This is a genomic window from Actinoplanes sp. URMC 104 (genome assembly GCF_051386375.1).
Classification (GTDB): domain Bacteria; phylum Actinomycetota; class Actinomycetes; order Mycobacteriales; family Micromonosporaceae; genus Actinoplanes.
On record NZ_JBPQTO010000002.1, the window covers coordinates 2,419,939 to 2,440,986 of the forward strand.

A 21,048-nucleotide genomic window follows, 5' to 3' on the forward strand; every position below is an offset into this window, starting at 1 on the left:
ACTGCGAACCGGGCAAGCATACCCATGACTGCCGCCCCGCCAAAAACGAAGGACCCCGCCTGCCGGCGGGGTCCTTCCTGGTGAAGCCGCGGGGCGCCCGATCCGCATTCGTTGGGTGGGACCTGGGGAGGAACGACCACACCGATGAGGTTGGACGCGGCCGCCCCGCGGAGCTTGTGAGTCACAGACTAAGCGATTCCCGCCCGATTTGCACGTTGCGACACGATTGACCGAATCGCACCGACGGAAACGCCGACCACGCAGACGGCGGCGATCAGCGCGAGCAGGCCCCGGGGACCCTCGTCCTGCATCGGCTCCAGCGCCGCCACGGGCTCCGCCGCGGCGATGTCGGTGGGCGGTGGAGTGGGGGTGGCCGGCTCGGACCCGACCGTCACCGGCTCCGGTTCCAGCGCCGGCACGCCCGGGAGGAGAGTCGGCTCACTACCGGGCGGCATCCCCGAGAACGCGGGTGTCGCGGCCCCCGGCGTACCGGCCGCGGTCGAGGTCTTGACCTTCGGCTGCGGAGCGGCGCCACCGTGCGGCATGGTCTGGACGGCCGGGGCGACGGTGTCGTGGCGGGGGAGGGTGCGGTGATCCGGATCCGGACGGCTGCCTGCCGGCTTGGCACGCGACGGGCGCTCGGCGGGCGCGGCACCGGGGGCCGACAGGACCGACGGCGGCCCATCGGAGTCACCCGAACGGGTCGGCGGCAGCGACATCGGCTCCTCTTCGTCGGTGGCGGTGGGCTCGGGCGCCGGTTCGGTCGCCGTCGTGGCCGGCGCGGAGGGCGAGGCCGTGACCATGACGGGCGTCGGCTCGTCGCCGAGCGTGCAGTCCGGCTCGAGCGTCACCGCGGTCGTCCCGCGGCGGAAGATCACCTCGGTCGACGCGCCCTCGGCCAGCGTGCCCTCGGCCTTGCCGCCCAGCAGGAGATCGGCGGCGTATCCGGTCTCGTTGACGACGCGGATCGTGCTCTTCGCGGGCACGGTCAGCGACTCCACGCTGGGACGCGACCGGCAGGAGAGGCCGAACATCCCGCCGCCCACGAAGGTCACCTGACGGGCGCCGTCCCCACCGATCGGGTCCGCGCTGGCCGTCCCGTTCGCGAGCATCGGCGCACCGAAGATCAGACCGCCCAGCACGATCGCCGTCACCCGCTGTCGGACCTGCCTCGACATGCACCATCTCCCACTTCGCACCGGCCGGGAGCCGATATCGGTCAAACGTGATCAATGGAGCTAACGAGGCCTCCCGAGGCGCGGTGACGCGCGGGGAGAACTGTCGGGGGGTCGTCGTAGTCTCGACCCATGCGCATCGGAGCCCATGTCGATCCCGCCGCGCCGCTCGAGGAGGCCGCCGCCCGCGGCGCCGAGGCGGTGCAGTTCTTCCTCACCGACCCGCAGGGCTACAAGACGCCCAAGCCGCGTGAGGACGCGGCGGCGCTGCGCGCGTCCGAGGTGGACGTCTACATCCACGCCCCCTACATCGTGAACGTGGCGTCGCCCAACAACCGCATCCGCATCCCCAGCCGCAAGCTGCTGATGGCGCACGCGACGGCGGCGGCCGAGCTGGGCGCCAAGGGGCTGATCGTGCACGGCGGCCACGTCGGCAAGGACGCCGATCTCGCCGCCGGGTTCGAGAATTGGCGCAAGGCGTTCGAATACGCCGAAAAGGACGGTGGATTGCCGCTGCCGATCCTGATCGAGAACACGGCCGGTGGCGACAACGCCTGCGCCCGCCGCTTCGACGACCTGGCCCGCCTGTGGGACGCGGTGGGCTCCTTCGGCGCCGGCTTCTGCCTGGACACGTGTCACGCCTACGCCGGCGGGGAGGACCTCGTCGGCATCGTCGACCGGGTCAAGGCCATCACCGGGCGCATCGACCTGATCCACGCCAACGACTCCAAGGGCGGGTTCGACTCCGGTCAGGACCGGCACGACAACCTCGGCAATGGCAAGATCGACCCCGAACTGATCGTGGCCGCCATCCGGGCCGCCGGTGCACCGGCGGTCGTCGAGACGCCGGGCGGCTCCGAGGGACAGACCGCCGACATCACGCTCCTGCGGGAGCGGACGGCTCGGTGACGCGCCGCACGGGGAGAGGGTCATGACCACCGAGCAGCCAGGGCCCTCGCGGCCCGCCGCCCCCACGGCCGGCCTCGGCACGGCGCTCCCCGTCCCGGCGCAGGCGGGGCCGCCCCGCAAGGAGAGCACCGCCCCGCCTACCGCTTCCACCAAGACCGACCTGCCCGCCGTCGCCGACGGTCCACAGAAGACGAGGCCCGCCGAGCCGCTGCCCTCGGAACGCCCGCCCGGCACCCCGCCGGACCCGTGGACCGCGTTCGCCACCACCGCCGAGCGGCCTCCCGGCCGGATCCGGCGCGGCACCCGCCGGCTCCTCCGGTGGCTGATCCACGAGTACGCCGTGGTGATCTACGCGAGCCTTCTGCTGGCCGTGGCGCTCACCTGGCCCACGCTGCGCTATCCGCTGCACACGCTGCCGCAGGACGTGTGGGACCCGTCGCGCCAGGCCTGGCAGATCGCCTGGGCGGGCCACATCCTGCTGACCGATCCGACGCGCCTGTGGCAGTCCAACGCCTTCTACCCGCTGGCCGACAGCTTCGCGTACGGCAACAGCCTGCTCGGCTACGCGCCGACCGGCATGATCGGCGAGGGACCGCTCGCCGCCACGCTGCGCTACAACATCCTGTTCGTGCTGGCCCACGCCCTGCTGGCGATCGGCGGCTACGCGCTGGTCCGCCAGCTGGGCGCCGGACGCACGGGTGCGGCGGTCGCGGCGGTCGCCTTCGCGTACGCCCCCTGGCGCCTCGCCCAGGAGGGCCACCTCGACATCGTCTCCGCCGGCGGCATCCCGCTGGCGCTCGCGATGCTGGCCCGCGGCCACGGCTGGTCGCTGCGCCGCGGCCTGCGCCCCGACCGGCGCAGCGCCGCCTGGGCGGTGGCCGGCTGGCTGGTCGCGGTCTGGCAGGTCAGCCTCGGCTTCTCGCTCGGCGTGCCGTTCCTCTATGTGCTCGGCCTGCTCCTGGTGGTCATCGCCGTCGGGGTGCCGATCCGCCGCCTGCGCCGCCCCACCGAGCGCCCGGTCCTCGGCTGGCGCCTGCTGATGACCGACACACTCGGCGCGCTGATCCTCGCGGGCGTCAGCGCGTTGATCGCCATCCCGTACTTCCGGGTCGCCGACGCGGGCCCCGCCGCCACCGAGATCGGCTTCTTCTCGCCGCCGCTGCGCAGCCTGCTGATCGGCCCCGCCGAGTCGCGCATCTGGGGTGCGCCCCACCAGGTGCCGCGCTCGTCGCTGCACTGGCCGGCCGAGATGGGGCTGCTGCCCGGCTTCGTCCTCTATGCACTGGCGCTGGCCGGGCTGGCGTTCTCGATCTGGACGCTGCGCCAGCGGCTGGTGCTGCTCGCGGGCCTGGCCGTCACGATCGTGCTCACCCTGGGCACGAATTTCTACGAGGGCCGCTGGAGCTACCTGCCGCTGTTCGGCCACCTGCCCGCCTCGCTCGGGCTGCGCATCCCGGGCCGGCTCATGCTCTGGGCCACCCTGCTGCTGGCGATCCTCGCGGCCGGCGCCGTGGCCGAGTTCGTCCGCCGCGCCGAGCACCTCGCCGAGCACCGCATCCCGCCGTGGCCCGGCCCGTGGCTGAGGCTGGCGACCTTCGTGCCGTTGCTGCTCGTGCTGGGGGAGGGCTGGAACGCGACCGCGCACCCGGTGGTGCCGGCTCAGCCCACCGCCATGCGGATCGTGACCGGGCCCATGGTGGTGCTGCCCACGACCGCCCTGGCCGATCAGACCGTCATGCTGTGGTCGACCACCCGTTTCCAGCCGATGGCCAACGGGTCGGGCGGGTTCGCGCCCGCCCGGCAGGCCGAGCTGCGCCGCAACGTCGCGACCTTCCCCGACGCCGCCAGCATCCAATACCTGCGCTCGCTCAACGTGGAACGTGTCGTCCTGCTGCGGTCGCAGGCGGCGGGCACGCCGTGGGAACGCGCCGGCGACATTCCCGTGGACGCCCTCGGCATCCGCCGCGAAGACCTGGACGACGCCGTCGTCTTCCACCTCCGCTGAGCCAGCCGAGCGCAGACCTGCTCGGCCGGCGACAGCGGGCCGGGGGAGTGGGCGTCAGACTTTCGCGACGACCTGCTCGGCAGGCGGCGGCGGGTCGAGCGGGGCAGGGGAGTGGTCGACGCGGAAGGTCCGGCGCAGGCGTTCGATCCACGGTGCGTCGGGCCCGTTGAGCACGCCGCCGTCGGGGTCGTCGGCGTACGTCCGGCGCACCGGGTCGAGCTCGGGCTTCCAGATCTCGCGGACGACCAGGCCGCACAGCACGATCACGGTGATCAGTCGCAGGCCCGAGGCCAGCACGAACGTGCCCTCGGGGATGACCGGCTTGCCGCCGGCGCCCATGAGCTCGGCGTAGAAGGCGGTGAAGTAGCCGAACTCGGCGACCGTCCACGCGAGGATCGCGCCCCAGCGGGGACGCGCCAGGACGATGAGCGGCAGCAGCCACAGCACGTACTGCTGGGACCAAACCTTGCTGGTGATCAGAAACGCCGCGACCACGAGAAACGCGAGCTGGGCCACCCGCGGACGGCGCGGCGCCAGCCAGGCCAGCAGGCCGATCGCTGCGCACGCCAGACCGAACAGGGCGTACGAGACCAGGTTGAGCGTCGGCACGTGGTCGCTGAGCCACTGGAACGGCCCCTGGTCGCCCGCCGCACCGGAGTTCCACTTGCCGTCGAGGTAGCGGCCGACGTACCACAGCGTGCCCCAGTCGATGGGCCGCTCGCTGTTGAGCCGGAAGAACCGCAGCCAGCTCTCGTGGTACCAGTAGAAAACGGGGAAGTTGACGGCTGCCCAGGCCACCGCGGCCGTGGCCATCGCAACCGCCCACGCCCGTACGGCCTTCGACCGCAGCGCCAGCACGAGCAGCGGCCCGAGCACGAACAGCGGCCACAACTTCGCCGCCCCACCCAGCCCCAGCAGCACGCCGGCCCACGCCGGATGCTTCCTGGCCCACAGGTAGAGGCCGCCGGCGGCCAGCCCGATCGCCAGGAAATCCCAGTTGACCGTCGCGGTGAAGAAGATGATCGGCGAGATCGCGAAGATCGCGGCGTCCCACGGGCGGCGCCGCCGTAGCGCCAGGATCACCGCCGCGGTCAGGACCGCCAGCGCCGACAGCACCAGCGCGTTGGCGTTGTAGAACCACGTGCCCTGGTTGATCTCGGGGTGGTCCTCGCCGTACGCGTGGATCGGCAGCCCCAGAGCGCCCATGAAGTAGCCGGTCACGACCGGGTACTCCACCGCCCAGTCCCGGTAGGGCACCGCGCCCTCGTTGAGGTGCTCGGCGTAGTACAGCGCCAGGACGTCGGTGTAGCAGAACCGCGTGTACTGCACGTTCTCCTGCCAGTCGCCGCTCTGGCACGGCGATTTCTGCACCCACGAGAACGCCAGCGTCAGGCAGGTCAGCGCGAGGATGATCCGCGTGGCCGTCCAGAACCGTCCCCGCCGCGCCTCGGGCCGCACGGCGTGTGACCCGAGCGGCCCGCCGATCGCCTCGGACACGCCTCGCACGAAGCCGTCCGAGGTCGCCGGCGCGCTCGGCTTGTCAGGGCGGTCGATGTCCTCGGACGGTTGCGTGCTCATGTCTTGGCATCATGCCGTACTTCCCCCCGGCGGTCGGGACGACGTACGGCGAGATGTGGAAACGAGACCGGCGCGCGCCCCGCAGGGGGACGCGCGCCGGTTCACGGCTGCCGGCTAGTTGCCGTCGTCGGGCTCGAACGTCGGCGTCAGGGTCGGCTGGGTCTCCGGCGCGTTGCCACCGCCGCCGTCCCCGTTGCCGCCGCCCTCGTCGTTGTTGCCACCGCCGTCGTCGGTGCCGCCGTTGTTGCCGGGGTTGGCGCCGCCGTTGTTGCCGCCGTTGTTCTGGCCGCCGTTGTCCTGGTTGCCGTTGTTGCCGCCGCCGTTGTTCTCATCGCAGTCGGGGCCGATGAAGCCGAGCACGCAGTTGCCGCCGTCATCGTTGTTGGACGGAGCCTGGACCGGCGGCGGCTCCTGGCCGTTGGCGTACGGGCTGTCCGGGTTGCCGGTCTCGACGCGATCGGGGAAGTCCTCCTGCTGCAGGTCCTTCGCCTTGATCACGGCGTCGAGGAACTTCTTCCAGATCTTCGACGGCGTGCCGGCGCCGAACATGTCCCGGCCGTTGGACTCCTTGAGCTCGACCTTGTCGCCGGCGCCGCCGACCCACACCGTGGCGGCGAGCTGCGGCATGCCGCCGACGAACCAGGTGTCGCCGCTGCCCTCCTTGAACTCCCACGTGCCGGACTTGCCGATGCCCTCCTGGCCGCCGCGCAGCTCACGGTCGTCGACCTCGACGATCTCCTTCATCACGGACTGGAGGTTGGACATCTGGTCGGCGTCGAAGACCGGCTTGCCCTCGACCTTCTCGTTGCGGACGGTCGACTTCTCGCCGGTCTCCGGGTCGACCCGGCTCACCGTCTTGATGAAGTGCGCCTCGTGGTGCACGCCACCGCCGACGATCGTGGCGACGCCCTCGGCGTGCTCGAGCGGCACGACGTGGTACTGGCCGAAGGCGACCTCGTTGTCGAAGTAGCCCTTCTTCAGCCACGTCGACTTGTCGGTCTTGGTCAGGTCGACCAGCTTGCCGTCGTCGGTGAACATGTGCTGGATGCCGGCGTCCCGGGCGGCCGCGATGACCTTGTCCCGGCCGATGGCGTCCGCGATCCAGTAGAACGGGAAGTTGTACGACTTGATCGTCGCGGTCTCGAGATCGCAGTACTTGATCTTGCCGCGGCAGACGGTGCCGGGGTCGGCACCCGCGTTGCTGATCTTCGTGCCGTTCGGCCGCAGCTTGGTGCCGTCCCAGGTCGTCTTGAAGGAGATGTCCTCCTTCAGCGCGGCGGCCAGCGTGTAAATCTTGAACGTCGAGCCGGGCGACTGGCCACCGGTGATCTTCAGCGTGTCGCCGCTCATGTAGCCGCCGTAGTCGATGCCCGTCGGGTCGTCACCGCCGTAGTAGCCGAGCACCCGCCCGGTCTTCGGGTCGATGCCGATCACCGCGGCCTGGTACGTCGCCGGCTTGCCGTTCATCGGCGAGCTCTCGCTCTTGCGCGAGCCCGCCTCCTCCGCCGCCTTCTGCACGTCCGGGTCGATCGTCGTCGTGACGGTCAGCCCGCCCTTGTCGAACTCCTGCTCGCTGATGCCCATCTCGACGAGCTCGGCGCGGACGTGCCTCATGATCATGTCGACCGGCTTGGAGACCGCGGTCTTGCTGGACGCCGCCTTGCTGACCTTCTTGACCTGGGGATAGACCCGCTTGTCGTAGACGTCCTGCGAGATCCAGCCCATCTCGAGCATGTTGGCCATCGTGTACTCCCACCGGGCCTTGGCGTCGGTGGGGTTGATGGTGGGGTCGTAGCCCTTGTGGGTGGCGGTCGGCTCCGGCTGCTTGATGATCGAGGCGAGAACCGCGGCCTCGTACGGGGTGATGGCGTTCTTCTTGCCGGGCGCCGTGAGCACCGACTTGCCGAAGTAGCCCTGCGCCGCGGCCTCGATGCCGTACCGGCCCCGGCCCAGGTAGATGTAGTTCAGGTACAGCCCCATGATCTGGTCTTTGCTGTACTTCGACTCCAGCTTGCGGGCGATCACGGCCTCGCGCAGCTTGCGGTTGATGCTGATCTCTTTGAGCTCGGCCGCGTGCCGCGCGTACTGCTGGGTGATCGTCGAGGCGCCCTGCGTGGCGCCGCCGGTGAAGTTGTTCCACGCGGCGCGGACGATGCCCTTCATGTCGATGCCGTGGTGCTTGTAGAAGTTCTTGTCCTCGGCGGCCGCGACGGCGTGCTCGACCACCTTGTTGATTTTCGCCTCGGGCACGACCGTGCGGTTCTGGTCGCCGAGCTTCGCGAGCACGGTGCCCTTGGAGTCGAGGATCACGTTCGACTGGTCCTCGCTGACCGGCGCGGGCAGGTCCACGTCGTCGAAGAAGTACGTGCCGCCCACCACACCGGCGCCGAGCAGGATGACCACCACGGCCGCCGCGGCGGTCAGGATGTTCGTGCGGCGGCGGCGCTTGGCGGCCTTCGACTTGTCGGTTCGCACCGGCCGGCCACCGCCGAGGCTGCCCTCGTCGCCGGGAGGACCCGAAGGACCAGGGCGTACGGCGGCACGCGCGACCGCGGCACGACCGGCGCCGGGCGGAGTCGCGGCGCCGACGGCGGCACGCCCTCCGACGCGGGCCGACCCCACGGAGGCGCTGCCCACGGGCGCGCCACCCACGGCCGCCGACCCGACGGAGGCCCGCCCGGTGGAGGATCCGACCGAGGCGCTGCCCACCGGCGCACGCCCGCCGGCCCCACGGCGGTACGCGTCGGGCGCCGGGCGCGCCGAGGCCGAGTAGGAGCGTGGCTGGTCGTCGTCTGGCGCCGAGCCGGCGGACCCGGGCACACGGGCCCGGGCGCGCGAGGACTGCTGTTCGCCGTACGAGTTCATGCGGTCACACCTCGGTCGCGGAGGCGCACGCGGGGAGAGCCCTGGAGGAGCTCCCGCCGGCGACGCCACGAGCGGACGATTCGGGCTGCGTACCGGCAGCCGCCCAGACGGATGTCAGAAATGACCGGCCGTGGCGCTGGATGCGCGAGCCGGTCGGGGTCGTCTCAACGGTAACGAGGGCGGTGCGCGTCATCCGCGACCGTCCCAGCGCGACGAGGACAACCCGGTTTCGCGGTGGCGGCCCGCGGCGGACGAGGCGGCGACCGCCTCGACCCGATCGAGTTCGTCGGCGGTGAGCGCGTCCCGGCCCAGCAGATATTGCTGGGACAGGTGATTCCACGCGCATGAGGGGCACACCTCAACGACGAACACCTGGAACTCACGCAGCGTCATCGCCAGCACAGGCAGCTCGGAGAGCTTGCGCGCCTGCCCGGCCGACTGCTTGAGCTCGTCGCCGTAGATGTAGTGCACGAGGGTCAGGTTGTCTCGGCGGCAGATCGGGCAGCGCTCCTCGGTCGGCTCGCCATGGAATCGAGCAGCACTTTTGAGGTATGGCGAGGCATCGCAGACCTCGAGCGTGCCGATCTTGCCGTTGTGCACGTCACGCAACACTGCCCGCTTCTGTAGCGAGTAGTCGACAACCTGCCGCTGCGTACGCATGGCGAAGAGAGTACGCGGTGAAAGGGCAAGGGGCGACAGTCATCACGCAGCGTGGCGCGCGTGTAGCTCAAACATGAACGGCTTGCGGACTCGGGACGACAGTTCTACGGTTGCGATGTATCGGGCCGATACATCGGGGCACAGGAGGTGGAGCGATGCTGGAACTGGCGATTCTCGGCCTCCTCCAGGAGACCCCCATGCACGGCTACGAGCTGCGCAAAGAGCTCGCGACCAAGCTGGGCACGATCCGCGCGGCGATCAGCTACGGCACCCTCTATCCCACGCTCAAGCGGCTCCAGGCGGCCGGTTGGATCACCGAGTCGGAGTCGGATCCGACGATGATCCCCCCGATGACGAGCAAACGGGGACGGGTTGTTTACAAGATCACTGCCGACGGCAAGGAGCGGTTCGCCGACCTCCTGGCCCAGGCGGGCCCCGAGACCTACGACGACGCCGGCTTCGGCGTCCACTTCGCGTTCTTCTCCCGGACCGACCGCGCCACCCGGCTGCGGATCCTGGAGGGCCGCCGCCGGCGCATCGAGGAGCGGCGCGAGGGCCTGCGCGACGTGCTCTCCCGGGCCGCCGGCCGCCTCGACGCGTACACGCTGGAACTGCAACGCCATGGACTCGACGCGTGTGAGCGCGAGGTCCGCTGGCTGGAGGAGCTCATCACCAACGAGCGCTCCGGCCGCGCCCCGGCGGCATCCGCCGGGACGCTCGACATCCCCGCCGCTGAGCCGCCACGAGAGCGACCGGCTGGGGACGCCACCCCCGAACCCCCGCGTCCGCATCAGGACCGGCCGTGATGAACAAGGAGGCAAACGCGATGGGCTCCGTCCGCGTCGCCATCGTCGGTGTGGGTAACTGCGCCTCGTCCCTCGTGCAGGGCGTGGAGTATTACAAGAACGCCGACCCCAACGACCGCGTCCCGGGTCTCATGCACGTGACCTTCGGCGACTACCACGTATCCGACGTGAAGTTCGTCGCGGCGTTCGATGTGGACGCCAAGAAGGTCGGCATGGACCTCGCGGAGGCGATCGTCGCCAGCGAGAACAACACGATCAAGCTGACCGACGTGCCGCCGACCGGCGTCACGGTCCAGCGTGGACCGACCTTCGACGGTCTCGGCACGTACTACCGCGAGATCATCGAGGAGTCCTCGGCCGAGGCCGTCGACGTCGCGCAGGCGCTGCGTGACGCCCAGGTCGACGTCGTCGTCTCGTACCTGCCGGTCGGCTCCGAGCAGGCCGACAAGTTCTACGCCCAGGCCGCGATCGACGCCGGCTGCGCCTTCGTCAACGCGCTGCCCGTCTTCATCGCCTCGGACCCGGCGTGGGCGCAGAAGTTCACCGACGCCGGCCTGCCGATCGTGGGCGACGACATCAAGAGCCAGGTCGGCGCGACGATCGTGCACCGCGCGCTCGCCAAGCTGTTCGAGGACCGCGGGGTCGAGCTGCTGCGCACCTACCAGCTCAACTTCGGCGGCAACATGGACTTCATGAACATGCTGGAGCGCAACCGCCTGGTCTCCAAGAAGATCTCGAAGACCCAGTCGGTGACCTCCCAGATCCCGCACGAGATGGTCAAGAGCGACGTGCACATCGGCCCGTCCGACCACGTGCCGTGGCTCGACGACCGCAAGTGGGCCTACATCCGGCTCGAGGGCCGCTCGTTCGGCGACACCCCGCTGAACGCCGAGCTCAAGCTCGAGGTGTGGGACTCCCCGAACTCCGCCGGCGTGATCATCGACGCCGTCCGCGCCGCGAAGATCGCCAAGGACCGCGGCATCGGCGGCCCGATCCTGTCGGCCTCGTCGTACTTCATGAAGTCCCCGCCGGTGCAGTACAACGACCACGACGCCAAGGAGTCCGTCGAGGCCTTCATCCGCGGCGACATCGAGCGCTGACCAGCCCCTGGAACGCATTGAAGGCCGGCCCGCCCCGCGGGTCGGCCTCTTGCGCACCTGTCACCGGATGCGCAGATGGGGAGCGAGCCTGTCAACCACTGCCACGAGAATCCCGGCATCTCGCACCCGGGCGTCATGTCCGGTCCACTCGGCAAGCATGTGCAGCAGATCCAACGCGTCCGGCCAGCTGTGCTTGCTCACCGATCGCCGATCATGTCGAAGAACTCGCGGTGTCCGGCGAGAATTTGGCGAGCCAACTGCCTCGTTTCGTTCTCCTTCGCACCGGCCATGAATGCGGCTATGAGCTGATCGATCGACGGCGCACCGGGCAACTGCCGACTCTCGCCGAGCTCGCGCAGACGTCGAGCGGCCTCCGGCTGCATGTCTTGAGTTGTCATGGAGCGTTTGTACGCGACTATAGGCACGCGTCAACCCCAGGCGCGAGCGAGCGCGATGCGGGCCTCCAGCTCGAGCAGCCGGCGCTTGCGGTCGAGCCCGCCGCCGAAGCCGACCATCTTGCCGCCGGCGCCGACCACGCGATGGCAGGGCACGATCACGGGGATCGGGTTGTGGTTGCAGGCCGTCCCGACGGCGCGCGCGGCCCCGGGGTCGCCCAGCGCGGTCGCGATCGCGCCGTAGGTCACCATCTCGCCGTACGGAATCTTGGCGATCTCACCCCAGACCGCCCGCTCGAACTCCGAACCGCCGCGCATCTCGAACGGCACGCTGAAGTCGGTCAGCTCGCCCGCGAAGTAGGCCTCCAGCTGCGAGACGGCCGGATGCGAGCCGGTCGGCCCGGGTCGCGCACCGAACCGCACGCCCACGACGGTGTCACCGGAGACGGCCACACCGAGCGGCCCGATGGGCGAGTCGACGACGAACATGGCTCGATTCTGCCCCCGGGGTACGACAAGTCCTAGAGGTAGCCGTTGTCGCGGCCCCACTCCTCCAGCGCGTCCGCGGCCCGCTCGCGCCGAGGGTCCGGACGCGGCTGCGTTCTCGCCGGCCGCAGCAGCTCGACAAGAGCGGTGATCGCCGCCAGCGGGACGGCGACGATCAACCCGAGGACCGCGTTCACCGCGACCAGCACGGCGTCGTCCGGCACGGAGGCCAGGCTGCGGGCCCAGTACGCGCCGTCGTCGCCGCCCGAAGTGGGGGAGCCGGGCGCGGCCTTGACCATGTCCGTGCCGAGCAGGCAGGCCGCGATCACGCCCGCCACCGACAGAGCGGCGAACCACAGGCGTGCCCGCCGGCTGCCGCGCCACCACAGGACGACCCACGCCGCGACGAGCGCGCCGGGCAGGAGGAACGGCGTGATCACTTCCACGCGGTGACGCTAACGACCGCGCGCCACCAGGACCGTCAGGACAGGTGCCCGTTGTCGCGGGCCCACTTGTAGAGCTCCGCCTCGGCCTCGTCGCGGGTCAGCGGCCCCCGGTCGAGGCGCAGCTCCTTGAGGAAGCGCCACGCCTGCCCCACGACCGGCCCCGGCGGCACGCCGAGCAGCTCCATGATGGCGTTGCCGTCGAGGTCGGGACGCACCCGCGCGAGGTCCTCCTCGGCGGCGAGCCGGGCGATCCGCTCCTCGAGCGCGTCGTAGTCGGCCGCCAGGTTGGCCGCCTTGCGCTTGTTGCGGGTCGTCACGTCGGAGCGGGTGAGCCGGTGCAGCCGGGTGAGCAGCGGGCCGGCGTCGGTCACGTAGCGGCGCACCGCCGAGTCGGTCCACTCGCCCCGGCCGTACCCGTAGAAGCGCAGGTGCAGCCCGACGAGCTCGACCACGTCGCTGGTGACGTCCTTGGGGTACTTCATGGCCTTCATGCGCTGCTTGGTCAGGCGCGCGCCGACCACCTCGTGGTGGTGGAAGCTGACCCGGCCGTCGCGCCCGACCGCCTTGGTGGCGGGCTTGCCGATGTCGTGCATCAGCGCGGCCATCCGCAGCGTGAAGTCCGGACCCTCGTCGCCCTCGAGCCGCATCGCGTTCTGCACGACGATCAGCGTGTGCTCGTAGACGTCCTTGTGCTGGGCGTGCTCGTCGATCTCGAGCTTGAGCCCGGAGATCTCGGGGATGAAGCGGTCGGCCAGCCCGGTGTCGACCAGCAGCCGGATGCCGGTGATCGGGTCGGCGCCGCACATCAGCTTGGTGAACTCGTCACGGATCCGCTCAGCGGTGATCCGGTCGAGGTCGGCGGCCATGTCGCGCATCGCGGCGAGCACGCGCGGATCCACAGTGAACTGGAGCTTCGACGCGAACCGGGCGGCCCGCAGCATCCGAAGTGGATCATCACCGAATGACTGGGCGGGCGCGGCGGGGGTGCGGATGACCTTGGCAGCGAGGTCGTCGATTCCCCCGTACGGGTCGGTGAACACGTGCCCGGGCAGCGACACGGCCATCGCGTTGATCGTGAAGTCGCGGCGCTCGAGGTCGTCGAGCAGCGAGGTGCCGTACTCGACCACGGGGTTGCGGGTCACACCGTCGTACGCCTCGGCCCGGTACGTGGTGATCTCGAGCCGCAGGCCGTTCTTCTGGATGCCGATCGTGCCGAACTCCCGGCCGGTCTCCCAGATCGCGTCGGCCCAGCCCCGCACCACGTCGAGGGTCTGCTCGGGCCGGGCGTCGGTGCAGAAGTCGAGGTCGTCGCCGAGCCGGCCGAGCAGCGCGTCGCGCACCGACCCGCCGACCAGGTGCAGCTCATGGCCGGCGGCACCGAAGCGGCGCCCCAGCTCGTCGGCGACGGGGGAGACCCGCAGCAGCTCGGCGACGGCGTTCTTCTGGGCGGTGTTCAACACAGACATGGGGTGACCAGGGTATCGGCCTCGGCGGTCAGGGGTGGCGGGCGGGGCGGCCGGATGGGGTGCGGCGTCGGGACGGGTGTCGTGGCAGGCGGCGATGCGAGCGGGCAGGATGGGCGGGTGCCCGTTCCTCCAGTGCTGCTCCGTCTGGCCGAGAATCCCGAATTCTGGGCCGGCAGGAGCGGCGCGACCAGCGACGACGACCCCCGTGAGCTGCGGGTGACCTTTCCGGTCACCGGCGGCTACGCGCTCGTGCTCGACCTCGATGCCGTCACCGGCGAGCGCACGCTCGGCCTGCGCGAGCCGGCCACGAGCGAGCCGGTCCAGCTCGGCTGGGCGCCGCCCGGCGGACCCTGCCCGGCGGCGATGCGCTGGTGGGAGCTCGAGCTCTGCGCCCGGGTGATCGCGTGGGAGGACCCGACGCTGCCCCATCCAGGCCTGGTCGTAGCGCTGCTCTCGCCGTTCGCGCCGGCCACCGCCGACGACGACGAGCACCAGATCGCGGCGGTGCGCGAGGCGGCGTACCGCTCGTTGCGCCGCGACGTGCCCCCGGTCGAGCCGTCGGGACCCGAGCAGGCGCCGCTGCCGCTGTTCACGGGCGACGACTGGTGGCCCGCCCCGGCGGCGCTGTCGCCGCAGGTGCTCGACGAGGCTGCCATCGCCGAGCTGAGCCGGCCGCAAAGAGCCTTCCACGAGGTACGGGCCGGGTCGCGCTTTCCCGCCGAGGGTCTGGCCGACCTGGTCCGCAAGGCCGCCGCTCACCTGCACGCCGTGCCCGGCCTGCAGTGGTACGCCGACACGCTGCCGCTGGCCCGGCTCATCCTCGACTCCGGTGATCTCCGGCCCGTTCCCGCGCTGCTGAGCGCGCTGACCGAGGCGGGCTGCGACCATCCGACGGTGCTCGACGCGCTGAGCGAACCGCTCGTCCCGGCGGAGGCGTGCTGGATGGTGGAAACCCTGGCGGGCGCGAAACCCGGGACACTCGCCTCTATCGTGTCGGGAGTGCCGCACGACGCTCAGGAGGATCGGTGACCGGCGGTCTTTACCGCAGCGCCCACGCCACGCCCGACGGTGAGCCTCCGCGGCCGGAGGACGGCGTCACGCTGATCTCGGTGGACGCCCAGGTGCCCGGCGTGGCGCCGATCGAGGACCAGGCCCTGCCGCCGGAGGACGTCCCGCCGCCCGAGGGCGATAGCACGGCCGGCACCAGCGCGATGATGGCGATCGCCAGCTTCGTGAGCCGGATCATCGGCTTCGTCCGCAACGCGCTGATCGGCATCACCCTGGGCGCGGGCATCGGCGACGCGTTCACCAGCGCGCAGTTCCTGCCCGGTCAGATCTACGAGCTGCTGCTCGGCGGCATCCTGTCCAGCGTGCTGGTGCCGCTGCTGGTCCGGCGGCGCAAGTCGGATCCGGACGGCGGCCTCGAGTTCACCCGCAGGCTGCTCACCTTCGCCGTCGTGTCGCTCGGCATCGCGACCGCCCTGGTGGTGCTGGCGGCCCCGGCGATCACGTGGATCCAGGCCGGCGACGACAACAGTGCCGCCTACCGCAGCCTGGTCACCGACTTCGCGTACTGGATCCTGCCGATCATCTTCTTCACCGGTCTGTCCGCGATGATCGGCGCGGTGCTCAACACCCGCGGGCACTTCGCCGCCCCCACGTGGGCGCCCATCCTGAACAGCCTGGTCGTGATCGCCGCCTGCGGCGTCTTCCTGGCGGTCTTCGGCAACGCCGGCGATCTGCAGCCGGAAGAGATGACCGGCGGCCAGATCGCGGTCATGGGCGGCGGCATGCTGCTCGGCATGGTGGCGCAGGCGCTCGGCCTGCTGCCGGCGCTGCGCAAGGTCGGGTTCAGCTGGAAGTGGCGCTGGGACCCGCGCTCGCTCGGCCTGCGCGAGATCGGCCGGCTGGCGGGCTGGATGCTCTGCTACGTCGCCGCCAACCAGATCGCCATCTTCGTCGTGGTGCGCATCCTCAACCGGGTCGCCGGTGACAGCGCCAGCGTGCTCGCGTTCAACAACGTGTTCCTGCTGATCACCATGGCGCACGGCATCATCGGGGTCTCGGTGATGACCGCGCTGCTGCCCAAGATGAGCGCGGCCGCCGCCGACGGCCGCTACGCCCAGGTGAGCGCGGACCTGAGCCGGGCCATCCGGCTGGTCACCGTCGCGCTGGCGCCGATCTCCGTGGTCTACGGCGTGCTGGGCACCCCGATCGCGGTCATGCTCTTCCAGGGCGGGGCGTACGACAACGGGGACGCGCTGGCCACCGGCACGGTGCTGGTGGTGGCCGCGTTCGCGGTGATCCCGCTGTCGATCAGCTACCTCTGCACGTACACCTTCTATTCCCTGCAGGGCAACAAGACGGCCGCGCTGATCAACCTGCCGGTGGTGGCCGTGCGCATCACCGCCTACTTCGTGCTGGCCGCGGTGCTCGACGCCTCCCGGTCGGCGGCCGGCATGACCGCGGCCAACGCCATCTCGTACGCGGTCTCGGCTCTCATCTCGCTGGCCGTGCTGCGGCGCCGGATCGGCCGGCTCAACCTGGGCACCGTCGCGGCGTCGCTGGTCAAGGTGTTCGTCGCGGCCGCGATCGCCGCCGGGCTCGGCCTGCTGGTCGTGCATTTCCTGCCGGGATCGGGCGAACCGAGCGGACGCGGTGAGGCCGTTCTGCAACTCTTCGCCGGTGGTGCGGTGATCCTCGTGGCCTATCTGGCCGCCGCGACCGTGCTGCGCGTGTCCGAGGTCAGTCAGGTGGTCGGGATGGTCCGCCGCAAACTCGGCCGCTGACCAGGTATTTCTCCAGACTCACCAGGCACACGGGGGCCGTCGGGGACCGTCCGTCCGCGAGCCGCGCCGGGGGGACGACCTGCCGCGGGATGGCCCCGGGCGGGTATGGTCGGTGTCGGCATGTGCTCTTCGCACGTCGTCATTTGCACCGAGCACGGGATTACCCAGCACGGGGTTCTCGTGCGTGGAGCACCGAGGAGGACTGGTGACCCAGGTCGGCGAAGGCCACGAGACCGCGGCCGATGCGGACGGACCGGTCATGACCTTCGGTGCGCCCACCGTCGGCGAGATCCTGGCCGAGCGCTACCAGCTCGAGGAGCACGTCAACGACGACAGCGCCGGCCGGCAGGTCTGGCGCGGCATCGACGTCATCCTGCGCCGCCCGGTCGCGGTGGTGCTGCGTTACCCCGGCGGCGACTCGGCCGCCGAGATGCTGCAGGCCGCCGTCGACGCGAGCCGCGTGATCCACCCCAACCTCGTCGGGGTCTACGACGCGATCGACGAGGGCACCCGGGCCTACGTGGTGCGCGAGTGGGTCGACGGCGAGTCGCTGCGCGAGATGGTCGCCGCCGAGGGCCCGCTCGACCCGGCCCGCGCCACCGCGATCGCCCACTCCATCGCCGACGCGCTGGCCGCCGTGCACGCCACCGGCATGGTCCACGGCAACGTGCACCCCGGCACCACGCTGATCGCCGACGACGGCCGGGTCGTGCTGGCCGACGCGCGCGCCGACTCCGCCGACAACATCGAGAACGACATGCGCGCGGTCGGCGGCATCCTCTACTTCGCGCTCACCGGCCACTGGCCGCACGCCGAGGTGGGCCCGTCCGGCCTGCCCGACGCCAACCGCGACGGCACCGGCAACCCGGCCGCGCCCCGGCAGATCCGCGCCGGCGTGCCCGCCTACCTCGACGACCTGACGATGGACCTGCTCGACCGCCGGGTGGCCGCGCCCGAGGCCGACTCGCTCACCGCCGAGCTGGCCCGGCTCGACGCCGCCAGCGAGGAGGAGTACGAGGAGGTCGGCCCGCTCCGGTTCACGCAGAGCGCGACCAGCGAGCCGGTCCGCAGCGCACCGAAGATCATCATCGGTGTCGCGGCGCTGGTCGTGATCGCGGTGATCGGTCTCGTCTTCGGCATCCGCGCGATCACCAGCTCGAACGACAACGACCAGCCGGCGAAGACGACGCAGGCCGGCGCCGGCACCCAGGCCGACAAGCCCGCCGACACCCAGACGCCCGCGCCCGAGCCCAAGAAGATCCCGCTGACGGCCGACATGGTGCGCATCGTCGACCCGCCCAACGGTGACCGCGACGACACCGGCGAGGCGAAATACACGGTCGACGGTGACGACGACACGGCATGGAAGACGCAGCGGTTCAAGCAGGCCAACTTCGGCAACAACAAGCCGGGCATGGGCGTGCTGATCGACCTGGGCAAGGCCCGCAAGCTCTCCGACGTGCAGGTCGTGATGTCGCAGCCGGGCGTCACCATGGGCATCCGCACGGGCAACGAAGATCCGGGTGACTCATCGTCCGGCGACGGCAAGATCATGAGCACCTACAAGCGGCTGGGTGACGGCGACACCGTGACCGACGGGACCCGCGAGATCTTCTCGGTCTTCAACCCCGACCAGTCCTACCGCTACGTGCTCGTCTTCCTGTCCAAACTGCCCCCGGCCGACGACGGGGACGGCGGCTTCCGGGTCGAGGTTCAGGAGATCGAGGTCTTCGGATACTGACGGTTCCGGTTAGATTGCTCGCGTGACTTCGGGGGACGTTTCGCCGGGCGGCGCACCCAGCGACGCCGAGCTCCTGCGCGCCCACGTCGAGGGCGACCGGGACGCGTTCGGCGAGCTGGTCCGCCGCCACCGCGATCGGCTCTGGGCCGTGGCGTTGCGCACGATCGGCGACCGTGAGGAGGCAGCCGACGCGGTGCAGGACGCGCTGCTCTCGGCTCATCGCAACGCCGCCCGGTTCCGCGGCGACTCGGCCGTCACCACCTGGCTGCACCGCATCGTGGTCAACGCCTGCCTCGACCGGATCCGCCGCCGCCAGGCCCATCCCACCGTCCCGCTGCCCGACGGCAGCCGCTCCGACGACCGGCCGTCCGGTGTGGAGCCGGCCGCGCCGGTGGCCGACCACGAGACCGCCCTGCTGGTACGCCAGGCCCTGGCCGAGCTGCCGGCCGACCAGCGCGCCGCGATCGTGCTCGTCGACGTCCAGGGCTACCCGGTCGCCGAGGCCGCCGAGATCCTCGACGTGGCGGTCGGCACGATCAAGAGCCGGTGCGCCCGGGGCCGCGCGCGCATGGCGCTGGCGCTCGGCGACCTGCGGAGCGGAGACGCCGGTCACGCCGCGGCACGGAACCAGGACGCCACCGAGACCGTCCCATCCGGACCGGGAACGGCGAAGCCGCGACCGGGGGAGCACGATCGGAGGGACCAGAGGTGACCGGGGCCGACTTCGGCAGCGTCGACATCGACCTGCTGGCGGACTACATCGGCGGAGCCCTCGAGGGCACGCCCGACGAGTCCGCGGTGGCCACGCTGATCGCCGAGGACCCGGCGTGGCGGGAGGCGTACGAGTCGCTCGGCGGCGGCATGGCGCTCGTGCAGGCGGAGTTGGGGCGGATGCAACCCGAGCCGATGCCCGCCGACCTGGCCGCCCGGCTCGACGGCATGTTCACCGCGCCGCAGCTCACCCTCGTACCCGGTGAGGCGCCGGCCGCGAAGCCCCGCCGCCGCCGGCGCTGGACCACCCCGATCGCCATCGCCGCCGGTGTGATCGCGTTCGTCGGGTTCGGCGCCGACTATCTCGCGGGCCGCAGCGACAGCCAGTCCGACTCGGTCGCATCCACCAGCGCTCAGGCCGAGGGGGCGATCACGCCCGCCACGACCCTCTTCAGCGGCATCGACTACACCCGCGGCACCCTGGCGTCCGAACCCGCCATCTCGCTCAGCTCGCCCAAGAGCAGCGGCGCCACGGCCTTCGGCGAGCAGGGGCAGGACCAGCGCGCGGCAGACCCCGACCCGGCGCTCGCCCGGCTGCGCGCCGGCGCCGCGCTCCAGGACTGCTTCGAGGCGATCCAGAGCGAGAACGCGGGCGGCGCCATCGCCGTCCAGTCGGTCGACTACGCCCGGTTCACCGGCGCGCCGGCCCTGATCGTCCGGTTCACCGCGGGCAACGGGGCCTGGGCCTGGGCGGCCGGTCCGGCCTGCGGCACGCCCGCCGAGGGCGCCGATACGCTCGACAAAGTCCCGGTACGCTGAACGACCACCCGTGAGGTCGGCCACGGCCGCGCGTACGGGAATGGTGTGTGCCTAGCATGGCGTTCTAGCGTGCAGTGTCGCCGAGCGGAATTCTGCGGCGAAGAGCAGACTGAGGAGTCGGCAGTGGACGAGGTCCGTAATCTGATCATCATCGGTTCTGGACCGTCCGGATACACCGCGGCGCTGTATGCCGCCCGGGCGAACCTCAAGCCGCTCGTGATCGAGGGCGTTCAGTCCGGCGGCGCCCTGATGACCACCACCGAGGTCGAGAACTTCCCCGGTTTCCGCGAGGGCATCATGGGCCCCGAGCTCATGGACAACATGCGTGCTCAGGCCGAGCGCTTCGGCGCCGAGTTCATCACCGACGACGTGACCCGCGTCGAGCTGGGCGACAAGCCCACCGAGGCCGGCACCGAGGGCCTCAAGACGGTCTGGGTCGGCGACAAGCAGTACTTCTCCCGCGCCGTGATCCTCTCCACCGGCTCCGCCTGGCGCCCGCTGGGCGTGCCCGGCGAGCAGGAGCTGCTCGGCCACGGCGTCTCGTCGTGTGCCACCTGTGACGGCTTCTTCTTCCGCAACCACCACATCGTGGTGGTCGGCGGCGGCGACTCCGCCATGGAGGAGGCGACCTTCCTCACCCGCTTCGCCGAGACGGTCACCATCGTGCACCGGCGCGACTCGTTCCGGGCCAGCAAGGTCATGCAGCTGCGGGCGCTGAACAACGACAAGATCAAGGTCGAGTGGAACTCGAAGGTCGAGGAGATCCTCGGTTCCGACGGCAAGGTCTCGGGCGTGCGCCTCAAGAACGTGCAGACCGGCGAGGAGAAGGTCCTCGACGTCACCGGCGTGTTCGTGGCGATCGGTCACGACCCGCGCAGCGAGCTGTTCAAGGGCCAGGTCGAGCTGGACGACGAGGGTTACGTCAAGGTCGACCACCCCTCGACGCGCACCAACATCCCCGGCGTGTTCGCCGCCGGCGACCTGGTCGACCACACCTACCGGCAGGCCATCACCGCTTCCGGCACCGGGTGTGCCGCGGCGCTGGACGCCGAGCGTTTCATCGCCTCATTCGTCGAGCTGTAAAGAGCCGTAGGACC

At 70.9% G+C, this 21,048-nt stretch carries 18 protein-coding genes; 10 read left to right on the forward strand and 8 right to left on the reverse strand.

All coding sequences use genetic code 11. The annotated features are described in order from the left end of the window. Positions 1 to 188 precede the first annotated feature (188 nt). Complete coding sequence (locus tag ACSNN8_RS12315; protein ID WP_436648902.1) at positions 189 to 1,178, reverse strand: hypothetical protein; 990 nt, start codon at positions 1,176 to 1,178, stop codon at positions 189 to 191. A 129-nt stretch (positions 1,179 to 1,307) separates the two neighbouring features. Between ACSNN8_RS12315 and ACSNN8_RS12320 the strand changes: the two genes are divergently transcribed. Then, the gene (locus ACSNN8_RS12320; RefSeq protein ID WP_436648904.1) at positions 1,308 to 2,084 is read left to right on the forward strand and encodes a deoxyribonuclease IV; all 777 of its coding nucleotides are present in this window, start codon (positions 1,308 to 1,310) and stop codon (positions 2,082 to 2,084) included. 22 nt (positions 2,085 to 2,106) lie between these two features. Further along, entirely contained in the window at positions 2,107 to 4,089 is a 1,983-nt protein-coding gene (locus ACSNN8_RS12325; RefSeq protein ID WP_436648906.1) for a hypothetical protein, read from the forward strand. Between the two features lie 54 nt (positions 4,090 to 4,143). Here ACSNN8_RS12325 and ACSNN8_RS12330 read toward each other — a convergent pair whose 3' ends face one another. The 3 genes from ACSNN8_RS12330 to ACSNN8_RS12340 all read right to left on the reverse strand — a co-directional run bounded on the left by ACSNN8_RS12330 (position 4,144) and on the right by ACSNN8_RS12340 (position 9,192). Continuing rightward, a complete protein-coding gene (locus ACSNN8_RS12330; RefSeq protein WP_436648908.1) occupies positions 4,144 to 5,667 on the reverse strand; it encodes a glycosyltransferase family 87 protein in 1,524 nt (507 codons plus the stop codon). 114 nt (positions 5,668 to 5,781) lie between these two features. Next, the gene (locus tag ACSNN8_RS12335) at positions 5,782 to 8,532 is read right to left on the reverse strand and encodes a transglycosylase domain-containing protein (protein WP_436648910.1); all 2,751 of its coding nucleotides are present in this window, start codon (positions 8,530 to 8,532) and stop codon (positions 5,782 to 5,784) included. Between the two features lie 189 nt (positions 8,533 to 8,721). Beyond that, the gene (locus tag ACSNN8_RS12340) at positions 8,722 to 9,192 is read right to left on the reverse strand and encodes a DUF5318 domain-containing protein (protein WP_436648912.1); all 471 of its coding nucleotides are present in this window, start codon (positions 9,190 to 9,192) and stop codon (positions 8,722 to 8,724) included. Positions 9,193 to 9,347: 155 nt separating this feature from the next. On the opposite strand from ACSNN8_RS12340, the gene ACSNN8_RS12345 reads away from it, so the two are divergent. Further along, positions 9,348 to 9,998 carry a PadR family transcriptional regulator gene (locus ACSNN8_RS12345; protein WP_436648914.1) on the forward strand — a complete coding sequence of 217 codons (651 nt, stop codon included), beginning with the start codon at positions 9,348 to 9,350 and terminating at the stop codon, positions 9,996 to 9,998. A 20-nt stretch (positions 9,999 to 10,018) separates the two neighbouring features. Further along, positions 10,019 to 11,098 (forward strand): inositol-3-phosphate synthase, encoded by a 1,080-nt coding sequence (locus ACSNN8_RS12350; protein ID WP_436648916.1) that lies wholly within the window; start codon positions 10,019 to 10,021, stop codon positions 11,096 to 11,098. 197 nt (positions 11,099 to 11,295) lie between these two features. Here ACSNN8_RS12350 and ACSNN8_RS12355 read toward each other — a convergent pair whose 3' ends face one another. Genes ACSNN8_RS12355 through ACSNN8_RS12370 form a run of 4 tightly spaced genes read right to left on the reverse strand, consistent with a single transcriptional unit; the run spans position 11,296 to position 13,891 of the window. Beyond that, on the reverse strand, positions 11,296 to 11,496 hold the full coding sequence (locus ACSNN8_RS12355; protein WP_436648918.1) for a hypothetical protein: 201 nt from the start codon (positions 11,494 to 11,496) through the stop codon (positions 11,296 to 11,298). 30 nt (positions 11,497 to 11,526) lie between these two features. Beyond that, on the reverse strand, positions 11,527 to 11,982 hold the full coding sequence (locus tag ACSNN8_RS12360) for a methylated-DNA--[protein]-cysteine S-methyltransferase (RefSeq protein ID WP_436648919.1): 456 nt from the start codon (positions 11,980 to 11,982) through the stop codon (positions 11,527 to 11,529). A gap of 32 nt (positions 11,983 to 12,014) precedes the next feature. Then, positions 12,015 to 12,425: a hypothetical protein gene (locus ACSNN8_RS12365; protein ID WP_436648920.1), complete on the reverse strand. Its 411-nt coding sequence runs from the start codon at positions 12,423 to 12,425 to the stop codon at positions 12,015 to 12,017. A 35-nt stretch (positions 12,426 to 12,460) separates the two neighbouring features. Further along, on the reverse strand, positions 12,461 to 13,891 hold the full coding sequence (locus ACSNN8_RS12370; protein ID WP_436648922.1) for a CCA tRNA nucleotidyltransferase: 1,431 nt from the start codon (positions 13,889 to 13,891) through the stop codon (positions 12,461 to 12,463). A gap of 117 nt (positions 13,892 to 14,008) precedes the next feature. On the opposite strand from ACSNN8_RS12370, the gene ACSNN8_RS12375 reads away from it, so the two are divergent. The 6 genes from ACSNN8_RS12375 to trxB all read left to right on the forward strand — a co-directional run bounded on the left by ACSNN8_RS12375 (position 14,009) and on the right by trxB (position 21,034). Next, positions 14,009 to 14,920: a hypothetical protein gene (locus ACSNN8_RS12375; protein ID WP_436648923.1), complete on the forward strand. Its 912-nt coding sequence runs from the start codon at positions 14,009 to 14,011 to the stop codon at positions 14,918 to 14,920. Beyond that, complete coding sequence (gene murJ, locus ACSNN8_RS12380; protein WP_436648924.1) at positions 14,917 to 16,680, forward strand: murein biosynthesis integral membrane protein MurJ; 1,764 nt, start codon at positions 14,917 to 14,919, stop codon at positions 16,678 to 16,680. Before ACSNN8_RS12375 ends, murJ begins: the two co-directional genes overlap by 4 nt. A gap of 205 nt (positions 16,681 to 16,885) precedes the next feature. Next, on the forward strand, positions 16,886 to 18,421 hold the full coding sequence (locus ACSNN8_RS12385) for a protein kinase family protein (protein ID WP_436648925.1): 1,536 nt from the start codon (positions 16,886 to 16,888) through the stop codon (positions 18,419 to 18,421). A gap of 22 nt (positions 18,422 to 18,443) precedes the next feature. Next, positions 18,444 to 19,133 carry an RNA polymerase sigma factor SigM gene (sigM, locus tag ACSNN8_RS12390; protein WP_436648926.1) on the forward strand — a complete coding sequence of 230 codons (690 nt, stop codon included), beginning with the start codon at positions 18,444 to 18,446 and terminating at the stop codon, positions 19,131 to 19,133. Further along, complete coding sequence (locus tag ACSNN8_RS12395; RefSeq protein WP_436648928.1) at positions 19,130 to 19,951, forward strand: hypothetical protein; 822 nt, start codon at positions 19,130 to 19,132, stop codon at positions 19,949 to 19,951. Before sigM ends, ACSNN8_RS12395 begins: the two co-directional genes overlap by 4 nt. Positions 19,952 to 20,074: 123 nt before the next feature. Next, the gene (gene trxB / locus ACSNN8_RS12400; protein ID WP_436648930.1) at positions 20,075 to 21,034 is read left to right on the forward strand and encodes a thioredoxin-disulfide reductase; all 960 of its coding nucleotides are present in this window, start codon (positions 20,075 to 20,077) and stop codon (positions 21,032 to 21,034) included. The last annotated feature ends 14 nt before the right edge of the window (positions 21,035 to 21,048 follow it).